Origin of the sequence: Streptomyces peucetius (genome assembly GCF_025854275.1) — a bacterium.
GTDB lineage: Bacteria > Actinomycetota > Actinomycetes > Streptomycetales > Streptomycetaceae > Streptomyces > Streptomyces peucetius_A.
Genome location: NZ_CP107567.1, coordinates 7,291,008 through 7,316,615, shown reverse-complemented (window position 1 = coordinate 7,316,615; position 25,608 = coordinate 7,291,008). Strand labels below are relative to the sequence as shown.

The 25,608-nt window shown below is 71.5% G+C and carries 23 protein-coding genes and 1 pseudogene; 10 read left to right on the top strand and 14 right to left on the bottom strand.

Annotated features, from left to right (window positions below; translation table 11 throughout):
• Positions 1–16 precede the first annotated feature (16 nt).
• A complete protein-coding gene (locus OGH68_RS33020; protein WP_264249097.1) occupies positions 17–880 on the bottom strand; it encodes an ABC transporter permease in 864 nt (287 codons plus the stop codon).
• Between the two features lie 168 nt (positions 881–1,048).
• Here OGH68_RS33020 and OGH68_RS33015 point away from each other — a divergent pair, with 168 nt between their 5' ends.
• Together OGH68_RS33015 and OGH68_RS33010 are read left to right on the top strand one after the other, a co-directional pair.
• On the top strand, positions 1,049–2,167 hold the full coding sequence (locus OGH68_RS33015) for a LacI family DNA-binding transcriptional regulator (protein WP_319020283.1): 1,119 nt from the start codon (positions 1,049–1,051) through the stop codon (positions 2,165–2,167).
• Positions 2,168–2,350: 183 nt separating this feature from the next.
• A pseudogene (locus OGH68_RS33010) lies at positions 2,351–2,470 on the top strand (acyl-CoA dehydrogenase); the annotation flags it as partial.
• A gap of 47 nt (positions 2,471–2,517) precedes the next feature.
• Here OGH68_RS33010 and OGH68_RS33005 read toward each other — a convergent pair.
• The 10 genes from OGH68_RS33005 to OGH68_RS32960 all read right to left on the bottom strand — a co-directional run bounded on the left by OGH68_RS33005 (position 2,518) and on the right by OGH68_RS32960 (position 14,289).
• Positions 2,518–3,087 carry a GAF domain-containing protein gene (locus OGH68_RS33005; protein WP_264249094.1) on the bottom strand — a complete coding sequence of 190 codons (570 nt, stop codon included), beginning with the start codon at positions 3,085–3,087 and terminating at the stop codon, positions 2,518–2,520.
• Positions 3,084–3,716, bottom strand: coding sequence for a GTP-binding protein (locus tag OGH68_RS33000; RefSeq protein ID WP_264249093.1), 633 nt, complete (start codon positions 3,714–3,716; stop codon positions 3,084–3,086). The genes OGH68_RS33005 and OGH68_RS33000 overlap by 4 nt, the downstream gene beginning before the upstream one ends.
• On the bottom strand, positions 3,694–4,065 hold the full coding sequence (locus tag OGH68_RS32995; RefSeq protein WP_264249091.1) for a DUF742 domain-containing protein: 372 nt from the start codon (positions 4,063–4,065) through the stop codon (positions 3,694–3,696). The genes OGH68_RS33000 and OGH68_RS32995 overlap by 23 nt, the downstream gene beginning before the upstream one ends.
• A 2-nt stretch (positions 4,066–4,067) precedes the next feature.
• A complete protein-coding gene (locus tag OGH68_RS32990; protein WP_264249090.1) occupies positions 4,068–4,502 on the bottom strand; it encodes a roadblock/LC7 domain-containing protein in 435 nt (144 codons plus the stop codon).
• Positions 4,503–4,509: 7 nt separating this feature from the next.
• Positions 4,510–6,297 carry a sensor histidine kinase gene (locus OGH68_RS32985; RefSeq protein WP_264249088.1) on the bottom strand — a complete coding sequence of 596 codons (1,788 nt, stop codon included), beginning with the start codon at positions 6,295–6,297 and terminating at the stop codon, positions 4,510–4,512.
• Between the two features lie 327 nt (positions 6,298–6,624).
• Complete coding sequence (locus OGH68_RS32980; protein WP_264249086.1) at positions 6,625–8,667, bottom strand: RICIN domain-containing protein; 2,043 nt, start codon at positions 8,665–8,667, stop codon at positions 6,625–6,627.
• Positions 8,668–8,812: 145 nt separating this feature from the next.
• Positions 8,813–10,858 carry a beta-galactosidase gene (locus OGH68_RS32975; protein WP_264249085.1) on the bottom strand — a complete coding sequence of 682 codons (2,046 nt, stop codon included), beginning with the start codon at positions 10,856–10,858 and terminating at the stop codon, positions 8,813–8,815.
• Positions 10,859–10,920: 62 nt separating this feature from the next.
• The gene (locus tag OGH68_RS32970) at positions 10,921–12,261 is read right to left on the bottom strand and encodes an extracellular solute-binding protein (RefSeq protein WP_264249084.1); all 1,341 of its coding nucleotides are present in this window, start codon (positions 12,259–12,261) and stop codon (positions 10,921–10,923) included.
• A 141-nt stretch (positions 12,262–12,402) separates the two neighbouring features.
• Positions 12,403–13,350, bottom strand: coding sequence for a carbohydrate ABC transporter permease (locus tag OGH68_RS32965; protein WP_264249082.1), 948 nt, complete (start codon positions 13,348–13,350; stop codon positions 12,403–12,405).
• A 3-nt stretch (positions 13,351–13,353) separates the two neighbouring features.
• Positions 13,354–14,289, bottom strand: a complete 936-nt coding sequence (locus OGH68_RS32960) for a carbohydrate ABC transporter permease (RefSeq protein ID WP_264249081.1) — start codon at positions 14,287–14,289, stop codon at positions 13,354–13,356.
• A gap of 291 nt (positions 14,290–14,580) precedes the next feature.
• Here OGH68_RS32960 and OGH68_RS32955 point away from each other — a divergent pair, with 291 nt between their 5' ends.
• Positions 14,581–15,579 carry a LacI family DNA-binding transcriptional regulator gene (locus OGH68_RS32955; RefSeq protein ID WP_264249080.1) on the top strand — a complete coding sequence of 333 codons (999 nt, stop codon included), beginning with the start codon at positions 14,581–14,583 and terminating at the stop codon, positions 15,577–15,579.
• Between the two features lie 181 nt (positions 15,580–15,760).
• Here OGH68_RS32955 and OGH68_RS32950 read toward each other — a convergent pair whose 3' ends face one another.
• Entirely contained in the window at positions 15,761–17,005 is a 1,245-nt protein-coding gene (locus OGH68_RS32950) for an MBL fold metallo-hydrolase (protein ID WP_264249079.1), read from the bottom strand.
• 266 nt (positions 17,006–17,271) lie between these two features.
• Between OGH68_RS32950 and OGH68_RS32945 the strand changes: the two genes are divergently transcribed.
• Together OGH68_RS32945 and OGH68_RS32940 are read left to right on the top strand one after the other, a co-directional pair.
• Positions 17,272–17,865 carry a carboxymuconolactone decarboxylase family protein gene (locus OGH68_RS32945; RefSeq protein WP_264249078.1) on the top strand — a complete coding sequence of 198 codons (594 nt, stop codon included), beginning with the start codon at positions 17,272–17,274 and terminating at the stop codon, positions 17,863–17,865.
• A gap of 120 nt (positions 17,866–17,985) precedes the next feature.
• On the top strand, positions 17,986–18,606 hold the full coding sequence (locus OGH68_RS32940; RefSeq protein ID WP_264249077.1) for a TetR/AcrR family transcriptional regulator: 621 nt from the start codon (positions 17,986–17,988) through the stop codon (positions 18,604–18,606).
• Between the two features lie 114 nt (positions 18,607–18,720).
• On the opposite strand, the gene OGH68_RS32935 is transcribed toward OGH68_RS32940, so the two are convergent.
• Positions 18,721–19,746 (bottom strand): DUF6745 domain-containing protein, encoded by a 1,026-nt coding sequence (locus OGH68_RS32935; RefSeq protein WP_264249076.1) that lies wholly within the window; start codon positions 19,744–19,746, stop codon positions 18,721–18,723.
• Positions 19,747–19,818: 72 nt separating this feature from the next.
• Positions 19,819–20,145, bottom strand: coding sequence for a hypothetical protein (locus OGH68_RS32930; protein ID WP_264249075.1), 327 nt, complete (start codon positions 20,143–20,145; stop codon positions 19,819–19,821).
• 181 nt (positions 20,146–20,326) lie between these two features.
• Here OGH68_RS32930 and OGH68_RS32925 point away from each other — a divergent pair, with 181 nt between their 5' ends.
• Genes OGH68_RS32925 through OGH68_RS32905 form a run of 5 tightly spaced genes read left to right on the top strand, consistent with a single transcriptional unit; the run spans position 20,327 to position 25,604 of the window.
• On the top strand, positions 20,327–21,286 hold the full coding sequence (locus OGH68_RS32925; protein WP_264249074.1) for an STM4015 family protein: 960 nt from the start codon (positions 20,327–20,329) through the stop codon (positions 21,284–21,286).
• A complete protein-coding gene (locus tag OGH68_RS32920) occupies positions 21,283–22,425 on the top strand; it encodes an STM4014 family protein (protein WP_264249073.1) in 1,143 nt (380 codons plus the stop codon). Before OGH68_RS32925 ends, OGH68_RS32920 begins: the two co-directional genes overlap by 4 nt.
• Positions 22,426–22,468: 43 nt before the next feature.
• Positions 22,469–23,275: an STM4013/SEN3800 family hydrolase gene (locus OGH68_RS32915; RefSeq protein ID WP_264250405.1), complete on the top strand. Its 807-nt coding sequence runs from the start codon at positions 22,469–22,471 to the stop codon at positions 23,273–23,275.
• A gap of 50 nt (positions 23,276–23,325) precedes the next feature.
• Complete coding sequence (locus tag OGH68_RS32910; RefSeq protein ID WP_264249072.1) at positions 23,326–24,672, top strand: STM4012 family radical SAM protein; 1,347 nt, start codon at positions 23,326–23,328, stop codon at positions 24,670–24,672.
• A gap of 8 nt (positions 24,673–24,680) precedes the next feature.
• A complete protein-coding gene (locus OGH68_RS32905) occupies positions 24,681–25,604 on the top strand; it encodes an STM4011 family radical SAM protein (protein WP_264250403.1) in 924 nt (307 codons plus the stop codon).
• The last annotated feature ends 4 nt before the right edge of the window (positions 25,605–25,608 follow it).

The window sequence follows — 25,608 nt, the reverse complement described above, 5'->3', positions numbered from 1 at the left end:
GGTTGCCGGTGGTCGTTCAGTAGGTGGTGGTGACGCCGGTCTCGCGGCGGCTGGCGTGCCACGGGAGCAGCAGGTGCTCGGCGATCTCGACGAGTACGAAGAGGACGACGCCGATCAGGGACATCACGAGCAGGCCGGCGAAGAGCATGGGGGTGTCGAGGTTGCCGTTGGCCTGGAGGATCACGTAGCCGAGCCCTTCGTTGGCACCGACGAACTCGCCGACGACGGCCCCGGTCACGGCGAGGGTCACGGCGACCTTGAGACCGGAGAACAGGTGCGGCAGCGAGGCCGGCATCCTGATCTTCACAAAGGTCTGCCAGGGGCTCGCGCCCATGGTCGAGGAGAGCTGGAGCATCTCCGGGTCGACCGCCTTGAGTCCGGTCACCATGGAGATGACGACGGGGAAGAAGGCGATCAGGACGGCGATGAGGATCTTCGGTGCGATGCCGAAGCCGAGCCAGACGACGAACAGCGGCGCGATGGCGATCTTCGGGACGACCTGGGCGAAGAGCAGGATCGGGTAGAGGGTCTTCTCGACGGTGGACGAGTAGACCATGACCACGGCGGCGAACACGCCGACGGCCACGGCGATCAGGAAGCCGAGGAGCGTTTCGTAGGTGGTCACCCAGCTGTGCTGCCAGATGTAGTCGGCCTTCCCGGTCAGCACCTCCAGCGTGGCGCCGGGCGAGGGAACGAGGTAGGGCTCGACCAGTTCGGCGGCGGCGATCACCCACCAGGCGGCGAAACAGGCGAGGAGCAGGGCGAAGGGCCGCCAGCTCTGTTCCAGCAGACGTGACGCCCGCTCCCCCGCGCTCGGCCTCGCACGCCTGTCGACTCCCGCCACCTTCGCGGGTGATGCCTTGATGGCGCTCTGACTCACGGTCAACTCCTGGATCGGTGCTGTTCGGGGCCGATCATTCGAGAAAACGCTTTCAGAAAGCGCTTTCTGATAAGGTGTCGCCACGCTAATGACTCCGTCTCGGCACGGTCAATAGGTCGTCCCGAAGTTTCGGGAGGTCAAGTGAGTGAACCGGAACCACAGGCTCATGTGACGCTGGACGCCGTCGCCCGCCGGGCGGGAGTGTCCCTCGCCACGGCATCGCGCGCCCTGAACGGCACCACCCGGGTACGGGAGGACCTGCGCACCCGGGTGCGCGCGGCCGCCGACCAACTGGGGTACATCCCCAACGCCCACGCCCAGGCACTGGCCAGCGCGTCCAGCAACACCGTGGGCCTGATCTGCCACGACGTCGGCGACCCGTACTTCTCGGCGATCGCGGCCGGTGTGATGCGCGCCGCCGCGGAGAAGGACCTGCTGGTGATGCTCGCCAGCACCTTCCGCGAGCCGGCCCGCGAGATCGCCTACGTCTCCACACTGCGCGCCCAGCGGGCGCGCGCCATCCTGCTGATCGGCTCCGGTTTCCAGGACCGCGCCTGGGAGCGGGCGCTCGCCGCGGAACTGGAACCGTATGCACGGGCGGGCGGGCGCGTCGCGGTGGTCAGCCGGCACCGCAGCCTGCGGGTGGACGCCGTACTGCCGGAGAACCGCGGCGGCGCCGCGGCGCTGGCCCGGGCGCTGCTCGACCTGGGCCACCGGGAATTCGCGGTGCTCACCGGCCCCCCGTCGCTGACCACCGTGTCCGACCGGCTCGCGGGGTTCCGGGACGAACTGGCGCGCGCCGGCGTTGCGTTGCCGCCGGAGCGCGTCGTGCGCGGCCCGTTCACCCGCGAGGGCGGGTACGCGGCCGCCCGTACGCTGCTCGCCCGCGGCAACCGGCCCACCTGCGTGTTCGCGGTGACCGATGTGATGGCCGTCGGCGCGCTGGCCGCCTTCCGGGAGGAGGGCGTACGGGTGCCGGAGGACATCTCGCTCGCCGGGTTCGACGACATCCCCCTCGTACGGGAGCTCTCCCCACCGCTGACGACGGTCGCGCTGCCGCTCACCGCCATGGGACAGGAGGTCATGGCGCTCGCCCTGCGGGAGCCGAGGGGGCCGCGCTCACGGATGGTGCGGGTGGGAGGCGAGGTGGTGCTGCGCGCCAGTACGGCTCCCCCGCCCTCCCTTCGCCGCGGATCGCCGCCCATGGGCGAGGGCGCACGGCGGAACAGACCGAGCCCGGTGCACGCCGTTCACGCCGACCTTCACCTCGGTGCGCCGGGCGTCTGAGCCCGCCGGACCCATATGCCGGGGAAGCCGTTGCCGTTGGCATGCGACAGGAAGGCTCATCCGGGGAATGCCGTGCGGCAGGACGGACCGGGGAACCAGGTACAACACCTGATCAATCAAACGCCAATGGGCAGCATGTCGGCTGGACTCGACTTCAGCCTGCTGCGGGCAGGTGGTGCATCGGCCCCGGCGGGGACGTCGGACGTGCAGCTGCTGCGGCCGGCGGAGGTGGCGCTGGTAACGTCGAAGGGCCAGTGGTCTCAGCGGCTCCGTGACGCGGCCCGCATCGTCCCGGTGGGGTAGACCGTGGGCGGTGACTCCCAGGGGCGAGAGCACCTCGGGGCCGTGTGTCAGATGCGGCCGTCCTCCCTGCGGTGGATCTGCTCGATCAGCTCCGCCGCGAGCCTCTTGATCGTCTCGAGCCCGGCCCGGCCCCACGGCCTCGGCTCGGTGTCGACCACGCAGATGGTCCCCAGCGCGATTCCCGTCCGGTCGATCAGGGGCGCCCCGAGGTAGGAGCGGATGCCGATCTCGTCCACGACCGGATTGCCCGCGAAGCGCGGGTAGTCGCACACGTCCTCCAGGACCAGCGCCTTGCGGCGCACCACCACATGGGGGCAGTAGCCGTGGTCGCGCGCCATGAAGCGGCTGATCCCGCCGCCGTCCGGCGCGGAGTCGGGACCGGTGCCGCTGTGGATCCCCGAGGGGGTGTGCAGTCCGGCGAAGAACTGGCGGTTCTCGTCGATGAAGTTGACCATCGAGTACCGGGCTCGGGTCACCTCGGCCAGTTTGCGCGCGAAGTCGTCGAAGGCCGCGTCGGGGCGGTCGCCGAACCCGAGGCGGCGCAGCCGCTGGACCCTGGCGGGTGCTTCTCGGTCGACCGGTGTCAGCAGCAGATGGCCGGTGGGGTCGTATGTCACGTCGGTGCTCCATAGCTCGGTGCCGGGCCCGGCACGACGGCGGTTGTGGTGAGCAGATGCTGGACCAGAGTGACCAGGGTCCCGATGCCGGAACTCGCGATCCGGGCGTCGCACAGCACGACCGGCACCTCCGGTTTGAGGTCGATCGCGGCCCGCACCTCGTGCGGTTCGTAGCGGTAGGCGCCGTCGAACTCGTTGACGGCGACGACGAATCCGATGCCGCGCCGCTCGAAGAAGTCGACGGCGGAGAACGAGTCCTCCAGCCTGCGGGTGTCTGCGAGCACGACGGCGCCGAGGGCGCCCTCGGACAGCTCGTCCCACATGAACCAGAAGCGCTCCTGTCCTGGCGTGCCGAAGAGATACAGCACATGGCGGGGGTCGAGGGTGATCCGGCCGAAGTCCATGGCGACGGTGGTGGTCGTCTTGGACTCGATGCCGTCGAGGCTGTCGGTCGCCACGCCGACCTGGGTGAGCAGTTCCTCGGTGCTGAGCGGGTCGATCTCGCTGACCGCTCCGACGAAGGTCGTCTTGCCCACCCCGAAGCCGCCCGCGATCAGGATCTTGAGCGCGGTGGGGAACTCGTCATGGCTCCCGGCGCCGTAGGCGTCAGAGCCGTCGACGTAGGCCATCGAGCACCGCCTCCAGCAGTGAACGGTCCGTGGGGGTGTCGTGGCTGCGCGGCGCCCGCGCCGTGAGGGCGCCGCAGTCCACCAGGTCGGAGAGGAGCACCTTGGTGACGACGGCCGGAAGCCGCAGGTGCGCGGAGATCTCGGCGACCGACATCGGTCCGTCGCACAGGCCGAGCGCCGTGGTGTGCTCCGGGCCGAGGTGCATCTGCGGCGTGGTCCCGGTCGCGATCACCATCGAGAGCAGGTCCAGGGCGGCCGTCGGACGGGTGCGGCCACCGCTCACGGTGTACGGACGGATCAGCCGCCCCGCCGCGTCGTCGAGGAGCGGCCCGTCCTTGGGCGAGCGCATGGTCACCGTCCCGCGGCGCCCGGTGCTCCGGCGTGCTGTCTGGCCGGGGTGGTGAGATAGGGGCGCACGCTCTTGACGAGCATCATCATCTCGTATCCCAGAACGGCGGCGTCGGCCTCGCTGCCCGCGAGCACGGCGAGACAGGTGCCGGAGCCGGCCGTGGAGACGAACAGCAGCGTGGAGTCGAGCTCGACCACGACCTGGCGCACCTCTCCGCCTTCGCCGAAGCGCGCTCCGGCGCTCCGGCCCAGCGAGTAGAGGCCGGAGGCCAGGGCGGCCATGTGGTCCGCGCTGTCGTTGTCCAGGCCGTGAACCGATTTGACCAGTCCGTCGGAGGAGAGCAGTACCGCGCTGCGGGTGTACGGGACACGCTGGACCAGACCGCTCAACAGCCAGTCGAGGTCCGAGACACGGCCGGTCGGCACATCGCTCGCCATGGTGCATCTACTCCTTGATGGTGTGTTCGTGGTGCGAGGCATCGGTCCGGCCGGACGGCGGTGTCTCCCGTTCGGGCCGGGTCTCCGCGAGGCCGATGCCCCGCTGGAAGGCCGCCATCAGACCGGGGTCGTGCAGGGCGGGCTCGTCGTCCCCGCGCGGGGCGGGGGCGTCCCGCAGCTGTGGAACGAGGTGCTCCTGACTACGGCGCCTGGGCAGTTGGGGGCGGCCCATGGTGCCGCGCACGACGGGCTGGGCGGGCGGCTGCGGCGGGGCGGGGGCCGGCTCGGGTTCGGGGGCGGACTCGTGCAGCGGGTGGCCGGGGCGGGCCGCGGCGGGATTCGGGCGGTCGGGGTGCTCGCCCCGTACGGGCAGCGGCCCGGGTGCGACGTCGGCGCGGACCGGTTCGCGCTGCTCCGGCAGGGGGCGGGGCTGCGCGAGGTGCGTCCCCGACGGGGCCGGCTGCGTGTGCTGCGGCAATGGGGGCGGTGACACGGCCGCGATGTGGGGACCGCCCGTGGGCACTGCGGACGCGCCCTCCGCCTGTCCGGCCCCTTCCTGGTCGGGACCGAGCAGACCTCGCGGGAGGACGAGCACGGCCTGGACGCCTCCGTAGATGTTCGACTGGAGCCGTACGGCGATGCCGTGGCGGCGGGCGAGCGCGGAGACGACGAACAGGCCGATCCTGCCGTCCTGCAGCAGATGGGCGACGTTCACCTGGTCGGGGTCGGTGAGCAGGGCGTTCATCTTGTCCTGCTCGGGCAGCGGCATGCCCAGGCCCCGGTCCTCGACCTCGACGGCGAGTCCGGCGGTGACGTGCTGGGCGCGCAGCAGTACCTGGGTGTGCGGTGCGGAGAACAGCGTGGCGTTCTCGACGAGTTCGGCCAGGAGGTGGATCACGTCGGCGACCGCGTGTCCGCGCAGTGTGCCGTCGATCGGCGGCACGAGCTTGACCCTGGGGTACTGCTCGACCTCGGCGATCGCGGACCTGAGCACCTCCGTCATGGTGACCGGGTTGGACCACTGCCGGCGGGAGATCGCGCCGCCGAGGACGGCGAGGTTCTCGGCGTGCCTGCGGATCCGGGTGGCGAGGTGGTCGACGTGGAAGAGACCCTTGAGCAGCTCCGGGTCCTCGACCTCGTTCTCCAGCTCGTCGAGGAGCTGGATCTCGCGGTGCACCAGGGACTGAAGTCTGCGTGCCAGGTTGACGAAGACCTCGACCTTCTGTTCATTGCCCACGCTGCTGGACAGCCGGGACGCCTGCACCACGGCCGTCAGCGCGGCGTCGTGCGAGCGCGCCAGCTCGTGTGCGAGGAGGTCGAACTCGTCCCCGCCGCCCGGTGTCCCCTCCGGGGGCGCGGGGCGGGGCGGTGGTCCCTCGCCGCGCCTGAGCCTGTCGACGACGGTACGCAGGTCGCTCTGGGCCCGGGCGGTGGTGCGGCGCAGCTCGGAGCAGCGGTCGAGCACGGATCTGGCCGTGCGGTCGGCGCCGCGCGCGGCGACGGCCACGGCGGCCAGGGTGAGGGCGGCCGGCGCGGTGAGGGCCAGCCACAGACCGGCGGTTGGTTCGGGGGTGGCGGCGCGCAGCGTGATGACGACGGCGATCGCGCCGCTCAGGGCGGCGACCAGGGTCGGCAGGACCGCGGTGCGCAGCAGCCGGGGTCGTATGCGGGATTCCGGTGGCGCGGCCGCGGACGGCGTCCGGCCCGCCATCGACAGGGTGCGGGCGCCTGGCCGGCCGTGGCGTCCGCCCTCTCGGCGGTCGGACCGCGCGGATGGTGCGCGTAGTTGAGACATCGGCGTCCTCGGTACGTGGGCCCCAGGGATCGGCGTGGTGCTGTCGTCCGGCATCCGGCCGGCCGTGGTCGGCATGGCTCCACGGTGGACTCCGGGCACGCGAACGAGAACCCACCGTCGATCACCGGCAACACACGGTAGTCGCCGGGAGAACACGTCGGACCGGCAGTTGCCAAAGTTCCCCGCCATTCGTCCCGCTCTGGTATGAGGCTTCGCACGGCAGCACGAATACGGGCTTGCAGTCTCTCCTGACCACACGAACACGGGCCGCAGCCTCTCCGGACAGGCGGAGGAAGGCTGCGGCCCGGTCCCGTTCAGCTGTGTGCCTCAGCCGATGTCGGTCACCGTCCAGCGCTGGTTGGCGCCGGAGTTCGGCTGCCAGACGGTGACGGCCGCTCCGTCGTGCGTGGCCTGGCCGGACACTTCGAGCAGACGGCCGGAGGACGCGTTGACCAGCGTCCACGTGCCGTCACCGGTCGTCGACATGATCCATCGGGCGGCTCGGTCGCCGCGGCCGAGGTCGGGTTCGAGGACGGGTGCTCCGTCCCGCTCGGCGAGCCGCTTGCCCCCGGCCGCGTCGGTGAGTACGTACTGCTTCCGGCTGCCGGTCGGCCCGGCGGCCGGCCGCAGTTGCCAGTGCTGCCCCGACGCGGCCGGGTCCTGGCCCTTGGTCGAGATGACGAGCCGGGTCCCGTCCTCCGTGACGGTGAGCGCCTTGCCGCTCTGCGCGCCCGTCAGCAGATAGGTGCGGCCCTCGTGGACCAGCGGGGCGTCCTCCGCGACACCGGACACGCCGTGGACCAGGAAGGTGGTCACCGACTCGGCGGGCACGGTGAAGGAGGCGCTCCGGCCGGTGACGGGCACGGCGTCGTGCCGGACGAGCTTCCCCTCGGCGCTGGTGACGACGGGTGTGACGGTGGCGTCACCGTCGACCCGGCCGAATTTCGACAGGTCGACGGTGACGGTGCGCGGGGCGGTGCCGTCGTTGACGTGGACGACGGCGGCGGCGTCGCCCGTCCTGCTGACGGCGGCGGCGCTGGAGGTGTCGTCGACTTTCACCAGCCGGTCGCCGGGCTTGATGTAGTGGGTGAAGTTGCGGGCGGTGTCGAACTTGGTGTTGGTACGGATCGGGCAGGTCTCCAGGGTGTCCGCCGCGGTGCAGTCGAAGGGCAGCTGAATGCTTCCCCAGTTGCCGCCCTTCTCCGACTCGCCGCCCGGCGCCATGTTGTCGTAGTCCTCGACGGGCTGCCAGAACACCCAGGCACGCGGTTCCAGTTCACGCAGATCGTCGACGATGTGCCGGGCGAGGCCGAGACCCGGCGACATGTCCTCGAAGTCCTGGCCGTCGCCCCAGTCGCCCCCGACCTCGCTCATCCACAGCGGTTTGTCCGCCGCTTTGGCCAGGTCGCGGACCGTGGTGCGGCCGCCGGTGCCGTAGGTGTGGACGTTCATCTGATGGACGAGGTCGCGCACCTCCTGCGGGTAGGAGGACCAGTTGCGGGCGAAGGTGGTGGGGTTGGTCTCGTCCATGGCGGAGATCCGGGCGTGCGTACCGGACTTGCGCAGCGCCGGTGCCAGGGCGCGGATCACCCGCTGCTGGAGTTCGGGGCCCATGTGGGCGCCCTCCTGCCGGCCGCCGACCGGTTCGCCGTCGGCGCCCAGGCGCGTGCCCCAGTAGGACGTGTTGGGTTCGTTGAAGGGGTCGAGCGTGTCGACCTCGATGCCGTGGGCGTTCTCCAGTCGCTCGGTCGCGCCCGCCAGGTAGGCGGCGAAGTCGTCGACGGAGTTCGCGCGCAGCTGGTCGGTGCGGGAGTCGAAGCCGCCGGACACATAGCCGCTGTTCGTCATGAACCACGGCGGTGAGTTGCTGAACGTCTCCCAGTGGTCGACCTCGCCCTTGATCCGGTCGACCCACCAGCGCTGGGCGCGGTCGGCGTCCGGGTTCCAGTCGGCGGGGTCGTCCGCGCTCCACCAGTCGGTGTCCTCGCGGGTCGTGCCCTCGGGGGCGCGCCACCAGCCGGGCACCGCTCCCCCGGGCCGCAGATAGTCCTTGACGTCCGGGGCGTTGCCGCCGCCGATGTTGTAGCGGGCGATGTTCAGGGCGAGGCCGTCGTCTCCGAAGAGCCGTTCGGCCAGTTCCTCGCGTATCTCGTCGGGGTAGCCGCCGGTCGCGTTGGCGAACCAGACGAGGCTGGTGCCCCAGCCTTCGAAGGCGGGCTGCCGGTACGAGGGGTCGGGCCGTACCGTGACGGCCGTGGCATCGGCCGCCCGTGCCTGGGGCGGCGGTGTGGCCGTCAGGGCGACGGCGGTGGTCAGGGCGGTGGTACCGAGGACGGCCAGGAACCGTTGTGCGCGGCTGCGGCGTGCCATTCAGTCTCCCGTGGGACGGTGGGCCTTCGACGGACGGCGTGGCGGGGTGACGCCTGCCGGTTGCGCTGATCGCTCGGGCGCCGGACCGGGCGCGGTGGCGGAGGGACGGGAGGGGACGGAGGGGCGGAGGGCGGGGTGGGGAGGGTCAGACGGCGGGCTGCCGCAGTACGGTCACTCCGCGCGGGGCCACCACGAGCGCGCCGGGGGCGGCGGCTTCGCCGACGAGCACCTCGCCCGCCAGTCCCGGTACGGTCACCTGCTCGTCGGTGCGGTTCACCAGGAAGAGGTAGCGGCTGCCGTCCGCGGTGCGCACGGTCGCCTCCACACGGCCGCGGGCCTCCTTCGGCAGCTCGCTCTCGACTCCCGCGGGGGCGAGCAGCCGGGGCAGCAGCCGGGTGAGTCCGTCCCGGCCGAGCCGGGTGGAGACGTAGCCGGCCGAACCGGTGCCGGTGGCGCGGCGGGTCACGGCAGGCCGTCCGGCCTGCTCGCCGGCGGCGTAACGGGCGAGCACCTCGGTGGCGGGGTCGGTGACGGCGAGGTGGTCGGTCCAGAGCGTGCCGGTGGTGCCGTCGTCCAGGGGGACGCTCGAACCGTCGGGCAGCGGGGCGAACTCCTGCGCGCGGATGCCGAGGATGTCCCGCAGGGCGCCCGGATAGCCGCCGAGCCAGACGTGGTCGTTCTCGTCGACGATGCCCGAGAAGTAGGTGGTGACGAGGTGGCCGCCGTTCTCGGCGTACCGCGTGAGCCGCTTGGCCAGCGTCGCGGGAATCATGTGCAGGACCGGTGCGACGACCAGCCGGTACCGGTCGAGGTCGGTGGCCGTGGTGACGACGTCGGCGCGGATGCCGAGGTCCAGGAGTGCCGAGTACCAGTCGAGGGCTTCCTGGTGGTAGTTCAGCCGTGAGGTGGGATGGGAGTCCTGTTCGCTCGCCCACCACGACTCCCAGTCGAAGACGATCGCGGCCTGTGCCGGCTCCCGTACGGACCCGGCGACGGGCGCCAGTTCCCGGAGCGTCCCGCCCAGCGCCGCGACGGTGCGGAAGACGTCGCTGTCGGCGCCGGCGTGCGGCACCATCGCGGAGTGGTACTTCTCCGCACCGGCGGCTGACTGGCGCCACTGGAAGAAGCAGACGGCGTCGGCTCCATGTGCCACGTGCAGCAGGGAGTCGCGGGCCAGTTCGCCGGTCTCCTTGGGCAGGTTGACCGGCTGCCAGTTGACCGCGCTGGTGGAGTGCTCCATCAGGAACCAGGGGCGGCCTCCGGAGATGCCGCTGGTGAGGTTGGCGGAGAAGGACAGCTCGTCCTGCGCCTGCGGGCCCGGGTGGGTGTAGTGGTCGTTGGAGACGAAGTCGATCTCGTCGGCCCAGTCGGCGTAGTTCATGCCCTTGATGCCGGGCATCACCATGAAGTTGGTGGTGACGGGAACATGCGGGGTGAGCCGGCGCAGGATGTCGCGTTCCGCGCGCAGATGCTCCTTCAGCGCGTCCGAGGAGAAGCGTTTGAAGTCCAGCTGCTGCGTCGGGTTGGGGTGGGAGGCGGCCAGCCGGGGCGGCAGGATCTGCTGCCAGTCGCTGTAGCGCTGGGACCAGAAGGCGGTGCCCCAGGCCTCGTTGAGGCGGTCGAGGGTTTCGTAGCGGGCGCGCAGCCAGTCCCGGAAGGCACGGGCGGCGTCGTCGGAGTAGTCGTGGACGTTGTGGCAGCCGAGCTCGTTGGAGATGTGCCAGGCGACCAGGGCGGGGTGGTCCGCGTAGCGTGTGGCGAGGGCCGTCACCAGGCGCAGCGCGTGGGTCCGGAAGACCGGCGAGGTGGGGCGCCAGTGCTGGCGCGCGCCCGGCGACAGGGTCTCCCCGGAGGCGGTGACGGGCAGGATCTCCGGGTGGGCGGTGGTGAGCCACGGCGGCGGTGAGGCGGTGGCGGTGGCCAGGTCGACGCCGATCCCGTGGGCGTGCAGCAGGTCCATGACCTCGTCGAGCCAGCCGAAGTCCCACCGGTCCTCGGCCGGCTGGATCCGGGCCCAGGAGAAGATCGCCAGGGAGACGATGTTGACGCCGGCCTCGAGCATCAGCCGGACGTCCTCGTCCCAGACCTCGCGCGGCCACTGGTCGGGGTTGTAGTCGGCACCGTACGCGATCCGGTGGGTGGGTCCACCGTCCGGCCCGGGCTGCGGCTGGGACAGGAGGGTGCTGATCATGGTGGTCCTTCCGATGCGCCCGCGGTGGGCGGGTGATGTCCTGGAGCCCGGATCGCCGGCGCTCACTTGTTGACGCTGAAGCCCTGCTCGGTGCCGTACTTGACGATGGCCTTCTCCCAGTTCCGGAGCCCCTCGGCCAGCGTGATGTCCGAGACGTAGGCCTGGCCCGCCGTGTCGTTGAAGACCGAGTTGGCGTAGGCCTGGTAGGGGAGGTAGGTCCAGTCGTCGGAGACTCGGGCGGCGGACTCGGCGAAGATCTTGTTGGCCTGCTGGCCGCCGAAGTACTCGAACTCGGTGCTGCGGAACGCCTCGGAGTCCAGCTCCGCCTTGGTGGCGGGGAAGGCGCCCTCGGCGATGCGGGTCTTCACTCCGTCACCGGCGTTGGCGTACTCGATGAAGGCGTACGCGAGCGCCTCGTTCTTGCCGGCCTCGGGCAGGACGAGCGAACTGCCGCCGTTCTCGGCGCTCGCCTCGCCGCCCTCGGTCCACTGGGGCAGCGGGGCGACGCGCCAGTCGCCGGAGGCGCCCTTGACGCCGGAGGCGAAGTTGGCGGGCATCCAGGCGGCGGAGATCAGGGTGGCTATGGTGCCGTCGCCGAGGCCCTGGTACCACTCGTCCGTCCAGGGCTTGACGGGGGCGACGAGGTCCTCGGAGATCAGCTTCTGCCAGGTCCCGGTGTACGCGGCGGTGGTCTGCTCGGAGAAGTCGACGGTGATGTCGCTGCCGTTCGCCTTGAAGGGACGGGAACCGGCCTGCCAGAGCATGCTCGCGGTCATCCCCGCGTCGCCGGTGTCGCTGGTGATGTAGGCGTCAGGGTCGGCCCGGTGGAGCTTGCGGCCGGCTTCGACGTACTCGTCCCAGGTGGTCGGCGCCTCGATGCCGTGCTGGTCGAAGACCTTCTTGTTGTAGAACATCGCCATCGGCCCGGAGTCCATGGGCAGTCCGTGGACCCCCTGCTCGGAGGCGACGGCGTTCCACGGTCCGGGGGTGTACCGGCCGGCCAGTTCCTCGGCGCCGAAGCCGGACAGGTCGGTGAGGGACTTGGACAGCGTGTACTGGCCCAGGGCGAAGTACTCGATCTGTGCGACGTCGGGCACGCCCTTGCCCGCCGAGACGGCGTTGCTCAGGGCGGTGTACGCGTCGTTGGAGGTACCGGAGTTGACCAGATCGACCTTGACCTTCGGGTACTTCTTCTGGAAGTCGGCGGCGACGGACTTCAGTGTGGGCTCCCAGGCCCACACCGTGATCGTGCCGCCCTTCTCCAGGGCGGCCTGGATGTCCTTCTCCGATATCTCCTGCGGACCGGACGAGGCGTCGGAGGAACCGCCGCAGGCGGTGGCCAGGAGGGCGAGAGCGCAGAGGAGGCCGGTGCCGCTCAGGATGCGGCGGGTCTTCAGGGACATGAGGGTGTTTCCACTTCGTCGTGGGCCGAAACCGTGCGGGCGGGGGGTGCGGGGGCTCGGGTACTGCGCGGATGAGGTCGGTACGGACGGGGCTCGGGCATTGAACGGGGGCTCGGGTACTGCACTGGGCTCGCGCTGGGGCTATTCCTTGACGCTTCCTGCGGCCAGACCGGACCGCCAGTACCTCTGCAGCAGCAGGAACGCCGCGATGAGCGGCAGGATCGTGATCAGCGATCCGGTGATCACGAGGTGGAAGACGACTTCGCCGCCGGCCGTCGCCGCCTGGGCGTTCCAGGCGTTCAGCCCCAGGGTCAGGGGGTACCAGTCCGGATCCCTGATCATGATCAGCGGCAGGAAGAAGTTGTTCCAGGTGGCGACCATCGTGAACAGCAGCACGGTGACGAGTCCGGGTGCCAGCAGCGGCAGGCCCACCCGGAAGAAGATGCGCGCCTCGCTCGCCCCATCGATGCGGGCGGCTTCCATCAGCTCGGTGGGTATCGCCTCGGCGGCGAAGACCCACATGAGGTAGAGGCCGAACGGGGAGATGAGGGACGGAACGATCACCGCCCAGGGGGTGTCGGTCAGACCCAGCCGGCTGAACATCAGGAAGGTGGGCACCGCCAGGGCCGTGCCGGGGACGGCCACCGCGCCGATGACCACGGCGAAGACGGCCCGCTTGCCGGGGAATTCGAACTTGGCCAGCGCGTAGCCGCCGAGTACCGCGAGGAACGTGGCTCCGCCGGCGCCGACGACGACGTACAGCAGGGTGTTCAGCAGCCAGCGGGTGAAGACGCCGTCGTCGTAGCTGAAGGTCTGGACGATGTTGTCCCAGAGCGCGAAGTCGTCGCTGAACCAGAGGCCGAAGGAGCCGGCCAGGCCTTTCTGGGTCTTCGTCGCGCTGATCAGCAGCCAGAGCAGCGGCACCAGGCTGTAGAGGAGGACCAGTCCGGTGAGCACGGTGAGCAGGACGCTGCGACGCGTGCGACGCGGACCGGGCCGCCGTGTACGGCGGGGGGTCCGCAGCCTCGGCGTACCTCGGGTGGCGCGGTCGGGGGTGGTGCCGGACGCGATCAGGGTGGGGCTGCCCATCGTTCACGCTCCCTTGTTCATGCCGCGCAGCTGCACCGCGTAGGCGATGACCATGGTGATCAGGCCCATCACCAGGGCGACCGTCGCGGCGTAGTTGTGCTGTCCGCCGGAGAAGGCCAGCGAGTAGGTGTAGAGGTTCGGCGTGAAGTACGTCGTGATCGCGTTGGGGGCGAGATTCTGCAGAATGCTCGGCTCGTTGAAGAGCTGGAAGCTGCCGATGACCGAGAAGATCGTCGCGATGACGAGCGCTCCCCGGATGGCGGGCAGCTTGATCGCGGTGATGACGCGGAACTGCCCGGCGCCGTCGATCTCCGCCGCCTCGTAGAGGGAGTGGGGTATCACGCGCAGCGCGGAGTAGAAGATGAGCATGTTGTAGCCCACGAACTCCCAGGTGACGATGTTGCCGATCGCGGCGAGGACGAGATCCGGGGAGAGCGGGTCCGGGATCGCGGTGCCCAGTGCGTCGTTGACGTCACCGAGAAGCCCGAACCGGGTGCCGTACATGAAGCCCCACATCAGGGTGGCCACGACGGCGGGAACGGCGTAGGGCAGGAAGATCGAGATGCGGAAGAAGCTCTTGCCGTAGAGACGGCCGCTGTCCAGGGCGAGCGCCACGATCAGCGAGATGCCGAGCATGACCGGCACCTGGACGGCGAGGAAGAGCGCGACGCGGCCGAGCCCGGACCAGAACTGCGGGTCCTCCATGGCGCGCCGGTAATTGTCGAGACCGACGAACTGGTTGCCGCCGATGAGTTGTTCCCGGAACAGGCTCAGATAGAGCGAGTAGGCGATGGGAGCCAGGAAGACGAGGGCGAAGACGATCGCGAAGGGGGCCATGAAGCCCCATCCGGTCCACGCGTAGCGCTGCCGTTCCACCGGCTGCTTCACGGGCCGGCCGACAGCACCCGCCGCGGCCGGTGGGGGTTGTAGCGTCGTCATTTCGTTCCTCGCTCGGGTGTCCGGGAAACCCGGTGCCGACTCGTGGGCGACCTTGATGTTTACGTAAACATCAAGGTCTGCGACAATCCGGAGGGCTGTTATGTTTACGTAAACATCGGATGGCGGAATGTCTACACTGCCCCGATGACGAGCGTCAAGAGTCGGCGGGCGGATTCGCAGCCGGCCGCGGGGAGGAGCCGGGTGGACACCGCGGACAGCACACCAGTGGGCGGGCGGGCGGCCCGGAAGCCCGCGGACAGGCCGAGTACGCGTCGTACCCGGACCGCCTCCATGGCCGACGTCGCCCGCGTCGCCGGCGTCTCCTCGCAGACGGTCTCCCGGGTCTCCAACGGCTACCCCGGCGTGACGGAGGAGACCAGGCGGCAGGTCCTCGCGGCGATGAAGGAACTGGGGTACCGCCCCAACAGCGCCGCCCGCGCCCTCAAACGGGGCGAGTTCCGCACCATCGGCGTCATCCTGTTCTCCCTCTCCACCACCGGGAACGTGCGCACCCTGGAGGCGATCGCCACCTCGGCGGCGGAAGAGGGGTACGCCGTCACGCTGCTGCCGGTCGCCGTGCCCACCCAGGACGAGGTGCGCGGCGCCTTCTCGCGCCTCGGGGAGCTGGCCGTCGACGCGGTCATCGTCATCATGGAGGTCCACCTCCTCGACGCCGCGACCGTCGCCCTGCCGCCCACCGCCAAGGTCGTCGTGGCCGATTCGGACGCGGGCGACCGCTACAGCGTCGTCGACACCGACCAGGCCGGCGGGTCCCGGGCCGCCGTACGGCATCTGCTCGACCTCGGCCACCGCACGGTGTGGCATCTCGCGGGCCCCGAGGAGTCCTTCGCCGCGCAGCGCCGCGCCGCCGCCTGGCACGCCACGCTCACCGAGGCGGGACGCGTCCCGCCGCCCCTGGTGCGCGGCGACTGGTCCGCGGAGTCCGGATACCGCGCCGGGCTGCGGCTGGCCGAGGAGACCGACTGCACCGCGGTGTTCGCGGCGAACGATCAGATGGCGCTCGGGCTGCTGCGGGCCCTTCAGGAGCGGGGCAGAAGGGTCCCGCGCGACGTGAGCGTGATCGGTTTCGACGACATCCCGGAATCCGGCTCCTTCCTGCCGCCGCTCACCACCGTCCACCAGGACTTCGCGGAGGTGGGCCGCCGCTGCGTGGCGGGAGTGCTGCGCCAGATGCGGCTGCAGAGCACCGAACCGGGCACCGCGCTCGTACCGACCCGGCTCGTCCTCCGCGACAGCACGGCGCCGCCCCCGCCCCCGGGCCCGGAGTGAGGCCGGCGGGCGGGTGGGGCGTGACGGCCGGCGGGTGGGGCGTGACGCGGCGCCGGGGCGTGGACCCGGACCGAGGCGTGCTCCGGACCGTCGCACGCCGTCGGCGCCGCTCGGGCCGGGGCGCCGGCGCCGCTGCTCGCGTCAAAGCCGACGCCCCGTTCGTGCCGGCCCGGCTGCGCGGCTACCGGTCGCCGGCCAGGTCGGGCTCGCGGTCGTCCTTGACCGTGGCGGCCGTGACGGCCGGCCACGCGGCCCAGCCGCCGGACGGTGTCTCGGCGACCTCACGCCACCACGGGTGGGCCGAGGCCAGGGCGGAGGGCTCGAACGGCTGGCCCGGACGCGGCGTCGCGACACTCTGGCCGACCTTGTGCCCGGCGTGCAGGGTGCGCTCGGCAGGCTCGTGCCACGGGTGGGGGGCCAGGTTGAAGGTGCCCCAGTGGATGGGGAGCATGACGCCGTGCGGCTTGCCCTGCTGGAGGTCCAGCTGCGCCCGGACCCCTTCGTCGGGCGTCATGTGGATGTCCGGCCACGGACCGGGATCCGGCCTGTCACCGGTGTGGTTCTTGGGCCAGTACTCGGAGTACGCGCCGATCTGGATCATCGTGACGTCGAACGGCCCGTGCTCCGTGCCGATGTCCTTGAAGCCGGGGAAGTACCCGGTGTCGCCGCTGTGGTAGATCCGGTGCTCGGGCCCAGTGACGACCCACGAGGCCCACAGGGTGTGCTGCTGGTTGCGCAGTCCGCGTCCGCAGAAGTGGCGCGCGGGGGTCGCCGTCAGGCGGATGCCGCCCACCTCGGTCGACTCGTTCCAGTCCAGTTCGCGCAGGCGGTCCGGTGACACGCCCCAGCGCTCGAGGTGGGCGCCGACACCGAGCGGCACGGCGAAGACGGTGTCGGTCGAGGCCAGGGCACGGATGGTGGGCAGGTCGAGGTGGTCGTAGTGGTCGTGGGAGATCACGACGACGTCGACGCTGCCGAGGGCGGCGAGCGGTGCGGGCACCGGGTGCAGGCGCTTGGGCCCGGCGAAGCCGAACGGAGAGCACCGCTCTCCCCAGACCGGATCGAAGAGCACCCGGCGGCCGTCGATCTCCGCGAGGACGCTGGAGTGCCCCATCCAGGTGATCCGGAGCCCGGACGCGGCGGGCCTGGCGAGGTCGGCGCGAGTGGTGGGATGCACCGGAACGGGGCCCAGCGGTACACGGCGGGCCCGCGACTCCTTGGCGAAGTAGATCTTGGCGAACTCGACCATGGAGCCGCCGGAGGGTCTCGCCCTGGCCCCTTCGGGGTTCTGGAAGACGCCGTCGGCGAAGTTCGGCGAGCGGCGGATGCGCGCCAGGCGTTCTCCGGCCGGGTCGGCCCCGAAGGCGGCCGGCCTGAGCGAGCGCAGCCGGGAGCTCAGCGAGTGGGGGGAACCAGCGCCGGACACGGCACCTCCTGATGCTCGGGAGTCATTCCATTATGGGCTGTTGATATACGGCTGGGACGGGATCGCGCCGGTCCGGGCGCCCGCCGGTCCGGGCCGAGGCCGCCGGGGATCGCTCGGGACGGTCCGGGGCACCTCGTCCCGACCTGGCAACGCCCGCCCGCGTGCCGGTGTTCCTCTCCGGCCGGCTCCGCTGCGATGTCACATCCGCGCAGGCCCGCTCCGTCGTACCGGTGAAAGCACCCGGCTTCATGAACGAGGAGCACGTCATGGCCCGTATTTCCCTCCACCCGCGCCGCTCGCTCTTCCTGCGTGCCGTCGACTGGTACTCCCGGCGCACCTACGGCAAGGTCCTCGACCCGGCCCGTGCGCTGGGGCACCACACCGGGGTGCTCCGGGCGAATCTGCGCTTCGAGCTGGCGGCCGGCAGGTGGAAGAAGCTGGACGCGGACCTCAAGGCGCTCGCGGTGATGACCTCCGCCGCGTCGATCGGCTGCAGCTGGTGCATGGACTTCGGCCACTGGGAGAACCGCCGCCGCGGGATGGACGCCCGCAACATCCGGGAGGTGCCCCGGTGGCGGGAGAGCGACGCCTACACACCGCTGGAGCGCGACGTCATGGGGTTCGCCGAGGCCATGACCGCCAACCCTCCGGAGATCGACGACGATCTCGCCGCGCGGCTGCTCGCCGCGCTCGGTGAGGCGGCGTTCGTCGAGCTCACGGCGATGGTGGCGGTGGAGAACCTGCGGTCCAGGATGAACACCGCGCTCGGCCTGACCAGCCAGGGGTTCAAGGAGCACTGCGAGATCCCGGCTCGTGGGACGGCCGGAGCTGTCTCCGCCGGTGGGACGGGAGCCGGATGAGGCACGCGCGGACCCCCACGGCCGACTGCTCACGGACGTGCCCCGGGCAGGTGCGGTCCGGCCACAACCGGTGCTGTACAGGACTGACTCCCTCCAAGATCGGCTGTGTACTGTGACGCCGTGGCGAGAGTTCGGTTGAGCGTGGAGGAGAGGCGCGAGGAACTGCTCGGCGCCGCCGTCCGGCAGATCGAGGAACGGGGTGTGGCGGCGGTGCGGATCGCCGACGTCGCCGCCTCCCTGGGCGTGAGCAGCGCCCTGGTGCTCTATCACTTCTCCACGAAGGAGAAGCTGGTCGCGGCCGCCTTGACCCACGCCGCCGAGGCGGATCTGGCTCATCTGCGCAAACTGCTCGGCCGGCGCACAACGGCACTGCGCCGGCTACGCGCCGCGGTGCGCTGGTACGCGCCGACCGGCCATGCCAAGGGCTGGCGCCTGTGGATCGACGCCTGGTCCGCCGCGCTGCGCGAACCGGCACTGCGGGACGTGTCCCGGGACCTCGACCAGCAGTGGAAGGCCGCCTTGACGGATGTCATGGCGGAGGGTGCGGCCGCCGGCGAGTTCCCGTGCGAGGACCCGGCGGCGTCAGCCTGGCGGCTGACGGCGTTCCTCGACGGGCTGGCCGTCCAGATGACGTCGTACGCCGGGTCGCTGTCCCGCGCGGCGATGCTTCAGTGGGCCGATGAGGCCCTCGCTCGTGAACTGGGCATCGACGGGAGCGACTTGACGGCCGCGTCACACTGAGCACCGCCGCCGTCGCCCACGGGCCCGCCGGACAGCCCCACTGCCCAGGGGCACGCCGAGCGCCGGGCACCACCACCGCCTGCCCGCCGAGACCGCTGCCGATGCCGCTGCCTCTCAGGTCTGCCGCAGCGGTTCGTAGGCCGCGGCGTCCAGTCCGAACGTCCAGGCAACTCCTTCCTTCGCCGTCCGCGTCGTCGGCGGCACGCGCAGCCAGTACGTTCGGTGGCTGCCGTCGGGCTCCGGCGTGGAGTTGACCACCTCGACCATCACCACGTCCTCGTCGTCGGCGAGCGCGATCCGCCACAGGATGCCCGTCTCGTCGCGGTGGACCGGCTCGGCCCCGGACTCCGAGAGGTACCGGTCGTATCCGTAGTACTCGAGCATCACGCGGCGCAGTTCCGCGTTCTCCTCGGTGCGTATCCGCTCCGGGGTCAGTGCCGTCAGCTCGCGCAGGAACTCGGCGGACACCGGCATACCGCGCCACGCGTGCAGGGCGAACCCGTCCGGGAAGACGAGCGCGGGGCCGTCGCCGTTGTCCAGCCGGCCCGCCTCGTCGCGGTGCAGCTGAGCGGGCCGCTCGCAGATCACGACCGCGTGCTCGAAGGGCCACCACCAGCCGGCGTGGGCGGCGACGCGCGCGAGGCCCTCCAGCCGCTCGCTGCGGCCGTCGAAGGCCGCCAGCCATGCCGCGTCGTGCTGTCCGAGCACCGCGTCGAGCAGGACGACACGGATGTCCGTCTCCGCGGCGGCACGGGCCGCCGTGTCCTCCGGCGCCTTCTCCAGGAGCGCGTCCACGATTCCCGTGCGTATCCGCTCGGCCAGGGAGCGGGTGCCGTCCCACAGCAGCGCCCCGGTGGTGCTCCACAGCGCGGTCCAGCCGCCCGGCCCCAACTCGTCGTGCACCCGGCGCCGTTCGTCCGCCCAGGGGCGGGTGCGCACGTCGTCGCGCACGGAGCGTCCCGGATCCTCCAGGGCCCGCACGGCCTCGACGCCCGCCAGGGGCGATCCGGCCCAGACGATCCGGTCCGGCGCGGTGAGCCCCGCCGTACGGTAGGCGAGCCGTACGCCCTCCTCCGCGGCCGCCCGGTCCGCCGGTCCGGTCGCCGCCGCGATGGCCCGCCACTTGTCCGCATACTGCATGTGTAAGTCCCGTCCCCTGTCGTCGTTCCGTGTGTCGTGCCGTGCCCGGTCGCCGTACCCGCCCGCCGCGGGTCAGTCGGCGACGATCCGCACCGCACCGGGCAGGTACTCACGCTGACGCACCACCCGGTACCACCCCTTCGGCAGCGTTATCGCGGCGTGCTCCTCGTGCACGACCCGGCCGCCTTCCGGCAGATGGAGCAGCATCGGCCCGAACGGCCCCGGCTCGCGCACCAGTCGGCCCGGTCCGGTCACCGCGTGGGCGTGGCCCGTCACCTCCCCGAGAGCGAGCACCATGCGGCCCCGCGCGTCCCGTGCCTCTCCGGGCGCGTCGATGACGTACGCCGGCACGGCCTCCTGCGCGACGGGCACGATCAGCACGTCTCCCTGCCGGTACATGGCTCTCCCCTTCCCGCCGGACGCCGTGTGCCTCCGACCTGCTCACGACGTTAAAGGGCACGTCTGACAACGCCGTTCACCGCAGAGCCGCCGGCGCCCCCGCGGGCGGCACTGTCAGTGGCACTTGGTAGAACTTGCTCGCACGTCAGCGATCAAGCCTCACCGGTGTCTGGAGCCCGTCATGACCATTTCGGACCATCTGCAGGAGTGGTACGGCCTGCCCGCGTTCGACTTCCCCGACGCCGCGGGGCAGGCAGCGGCACAGGCCGGGCTGCCGGCGCCGGAGAGTGTCGCGTGGCGGATCTCCGTCGACTCGTACGAGAGCGAGGAGGACTGGCCGGAGGCGTTCGCCCGCTTCGCCGCGGCGGTGGACACCACGCGGGTGCGCGCGCTGATCGTCGGGTCGTGGAGCGACGCGTACGACTCGGGCCCCGAGGACATCATCGCCACGCTGACCGGGGCGAAGCAGAAACTGCCGCGGCTGGGCGGGTTGTTCCTCGGTGACATCACGTTCGAGGAGTGCGAGATCTCCTGGATCAACCAGGGGGAGGTCACGGGGCTGCTCGACGCCTTCCCGGATCTCGAGCACTTCGGCGTGCGCGGCGGGCAGGACCTGGCCTTCTCCGCGGTGAAGCACGAGCGGCTGCGCTCCCTCGTCGTCGAGACGGGTGGCCTGGACGTGGGTGTGGTCCGCAACATCGCCGCCAGTGACCTGCCGGCGCTGGAAAGTCTCGACCTCTGGCTCGGCACCTCGTGGTACGGGGCGAACGCGGACGTGTCGGACCTGGAGCCGTTCCTGTCCGGTGCGAGGCTGCCGGCCCTGCGGCGTCTGGCGCTGCGCAACAGCGAGATACAGGACGAGATCGCCGTCGCGACGGCCGGCGCACCGGTGGTCGCGCGCCTGGAGGTCCTGGACCTGTCGATGGGCACGCTCGGCGACGACGGCGCGGAGGCTCTGCTGACCGGCCAGCCGCTGACGCACCTCAGGAAGCTGGATCTGCACCACCACTTCATGAGCGAGGCGATGGTGCAGCGGCTGTCCGACGCCCTGGTGCCGGCCGGTGTGGAGCTCGACGTCTCGGAGTCGGAGACCGGTGGATCCGGCGGCAGGGAAGACCGCTACACGGCTGTCGCGGAGTGACGGTCTCCGCCCGCCGCACCGGCCTCCGTCACGCCGTCGTCGGCATTCCGGCGGGCCGCCGGGTCGCGTTGTTCCAGGACGCGTTGCGGGCCGCGGGCCTGCCGGCCGCGCGTGTCGTGTCCTGGCTCGATGTGCTGGGCGGCCGGGCGGGGTTCCGGCCTGGCGAGCTGGTGCGGATCGACTCGCCGGGCGAGGACGCCGAGGTGGAGCGGGCGTTGCGCGGGGTCGACGACCCGACCCGTGTCGAGGGCACCCGGCTCTGGTACGAGCGGTTCACCACCGCCGTCCATGAGGTCGGGGCTCTCGCAGCGGCCGGCGGGGCGACGCTGCTCGACGATCCGGACGGGCTCGCCGTGCTGTTCGACAAACGGCTGTGCCATGCGGCTCTGTCTGCGGCGGCCGTGCCGGTCCCCGAGTCACCGACGTCCGGCGCCGGGGCGCCCGAGGTCCGCGGCTGGGACGACGTACGCGCGCTCCAGGCCGCGAGCGGGCTGCGGCGGGTGTTCGTCAAGCTCGCGCACGGCTCGTCCGCGTCCGGGGTGCTGGCCCTGGAGACGGCGAGCGGGGGCCGGGTTCAGGCCACGACCTCCGTGGAACGGGACGGGCGGGAACGCCTCTTCAATTCCCTGCGGGTCCGCCGCTACAGCGGCGAACGTGAGGTCGCCCCGCTGATCGACGCCCTCGCACCGGACGGCCTGCACATCGAGCGCTGGCTGCCGAAGGCGTCGCAGCACGGCCGCGTCGCCGATCTCCGGGTGGTGGTGGTTGCGGGCCGTGCCACCCACGCGGTGGTGCGTACCAGCCGCTCCCCCATGACCAATCTCCACCTCGGCGGCGGGCGCGGCGACCTCGCGGCGGCCCGGGCGGCGATGGAGGCGGCCGGCGGGAGCTGGGCGGAGACGCTCGCGATCTGCGAGCGGGCCGCGGGATGCTTCCCCGGAGTGTCGCGCGTCGGCGTCGATCTGCTGCCGGGGAGGGGCTGGCGGCGCTTCGCCGTCGGAGAGGTCAACGCCTTCGGGGATCTGCTGCCACGGCTGACCGGCTTGCCCGGGAGCGGCGCGGAGGGCCTGGACACCTATGCGGCGCAGGTCGCCGCGGTACCGAGCGGGACGAGGAACGAACACCGTGCACATGCCTGACCACGACACCGCCCCCGGCCGCGAGGCCGTGGAGCCGCCCGACATGAACGAGGTCGTCGGGCGGGACGACCTGCTGCTGGTCACGCTCGACACGCTCCGCTTCGATGTCGCCGCCGAGCTGGCGGCCGCGGGCCGGATCCCGAATCTGGTACGTCATCTGCCCGGTGGCGTCTGGGAGAAGAGGCACGCGCCCGGCAGTTTCACCTACGCCTCGCACCAGGCGATGTTCGCGGGGTTCCTGCCCACGCCGGCGGTGCCGGGCCCGCACCCGAGGCTGTTCGCGGCCCGGTTCGCGGGCAGCGAGACGACCGACGGGCGGACGTTCGTCTTCGACACCCCCGACCTGGTCTCCGCACTCGCGGCGGCCGGTTACCGCACGGTGTGCATCGGCGGTGTCGGGTTCTTCAACAAGCGAGGGCCGCTGGGTTCCGTGCTGCCGGGGCTGTTCCAGGAGAGCCACTGGGAGCCGGAGTTCGGCGTCGCCTCGCCCACGTCGTTCGAGGCGCAGGTGCGGCGGGCGGAGCAGGTGGTGGCCGCGCTGCCGGCCGGCCGCCGGCTGTTCCTGTTCGTCAATGTGCCGTCGCTGCACCAGCCCAACTGGTTCCATCTGCCGGGCGCGACCCGCGACGCGGGCGACTCCCGTGCGACGCACGCGGCGGCCCTCGAGTATGTGGACCGCCACATCGGCCGGCTGTTCGCCGCCGCCGGCAGCCGCCGCCGGTGCTTCGCGATCGTCTGCTCCGACCACGGCACCGCCTACGGCGACGGCGGCTTCACCGGCCACCGGCTCGGCCACGAAGCGGTCTGGACGGTCCCCTACGCACACTTCTTTCTCGAGGCCTCCGCATGAACGCACTGGACGCAATGAACGCAGTGGACGCAATGAATGCGATGAATGCAATGAACACGGTCGTCCCGCCGACCGTCCCCCGCCCCTACCAGAGCTACGTCTACGCCTATCCGCACAAGACGGCCTACCGCCCCCTCGGCGACAACCGGCCCGCGCTGCGCGAACTGTGGGCCGACGAGCCCAAGGACGCGCTCTCGCTCTATCTGCACATACCGTTCTGCGAGGTGCGCTGCGGCTTCTGCAACCTGTTCACCAGGATCGGCGCCCCCGACGAGCTGACCGGGCGTTACCTGGACGCCCTCGACCGCCAGGCGGCCGCCGTGCGCGAGGCTCTCGGGGACGGCTCCCCCGTCCGCTTCGCGGCGGCCGCGTTCGGCGGCGGCACACCGACCTTCCTGACGGCCGGCGAGCTGGAGCGGCTGTGCGACATCGCGGAGAAGCGGATGGGCGCGGACCTCACGGCGGTGCCGCTCTCCGTCGAGACGTCCCCGTCGACGGCCACGGCCGACCGGCTGGCCGTGCTCGCCGGGCGCGGCACGACCCGCGTCAGCATCGGCGTGCAGAGCTTCGTCGACGCCGAGGCGCGGGCCGCGGTGCGGCCGCAGCGCCGTGCGGACGTGGAGGCCGCCCTCGGCCGGATACGGGACGCCCGGATACCCGTCCTCAACATCGACCTGATCTACGGCATCGACGGCCAGACGGAGCGGAGCTGGCTCTCCTCGCTCGACGCCGCCCTCGGGTGGGAACCGGAGGAGCTGTATCTGTACCCGCTGTACGTTCGTCCGCTGACCGCTCTCGGCCGGCTGGGCGCCGACGCCGACGCCGCCTGGGACGAGCAGCGGCTGCGGCTGTACCGCACGGGCCGCGACCATCTCCTCGCCCGCGGCTACGAGCAGGTGTCCATGCGCATGTTCCGTCGCGCCGGCGCCCCGCCCGCCGCCTCCGGCGACCACGCGTGCCAGACGGACGGCATGATCGGGCTGGGGTGCGGCGCCCGCTCCTACACCTCGTCCCTGCACTACTCCTTCGACTACGCCGTCGGCATGGGCGAGATACGCCGCATCATCGACGACTTCACCACCACGGCGGACTTCTCCCGCGCGGCGGTGGGCCGGTGGGTCGACGGGGACGAAGCGCGCCGCCGCCACCTCCTCCAGTCGCTGCTCCAGGCCGAGGGGATGGAGGTGGCCGATTACCGCGAGCGGTTCGGCACCGCACCGGCCGACGACTTCCCGGTGGAGCTGGAGCGGTTCGCCGCCCTCGGCTGGCTGGACACGGCGGCCGACCCCGGCCTGCTGCGGCTGTCGGAGCAGGGACTGGCCCACTCGGACGCGCTGGGCCCGGAGCTGTTCTCACCCGCGGTGCGCGCCGCGATGGCCGCGTACGAGCCGAAGTGAGCGAGGGCATGGACCTGACCGTGCTGTACCGGGGCCCGCTGGCGTCCTGCGACTACGACTGTCCGTACTGCCCTTTCGCGAAGCGACGCGACAGCCGTGAGCAGCTGCGCACCGACCGTGCGGCGCTGGAACGCTTCGCCGCCTGGGCCGCCGCGCAGCGCGGCGACCGGCTGTCGGTGCTGTTCACGCCGTGGGGTGAGGGGCTGGTCCGGTCCTGGTACCGGAAGGCGCTGACCGAGCTGTCGCATCTGCCGCACATCCGCAGGGTGGCGATCCAGACGAATCTCAGCTGCCGCACCGACTGGGTGGCGGACGCGGACCCGGCGACGCTCGCGCTGTGGTGCACCTACCACCCGGGACAGACGCCTTATGACCGGTTCATCGGCAAGTGCCGGGATCTGGTGCGGCGGGAGATCCGTTTCAGTGTGGGGATCGTCGGCTTTCCCGCCCATCTGGCGGAGGCGCGCCGACTCCGCGCGGATCTGCCGGCGCACGTCTACCTCTGGGCGAACGCGCCCGAGGGCCACGAGCTCTCCGACGCCGAGGCCGACGCCTGGACGGAACTGGACCCGCTCTTCCCCTACAGCCGCCACCCGCACCGCTCCGCCGGGCTGCCGTGCCGCACCGGCGAGTCGGTGATCTCCGTGGACGGTGAGGGGACCGTCCGCCGCTGCCACTTCGTCCGCGCCGAGTTGGGCAACCTGTACGACGGTACGTACCGCCGGGCGCTGCGGCCCCGCGCCTGTCCGCTCGCCGTGTGCGACTGCCACATCGGGTACGTCCACCTGGAGACGCTGCCGCTGTACGACGTCTTCGCGGGCGGCGTCCTCGAACGGATCCCCGCGGCGGACCCCGGCGAGCCGCGCCGGCCCACCCTCCTCGGCCGGCTTCCGGCGGGGCCCCCGGCAGCCGATCCGGTGAGCCCCCGGTGATCAC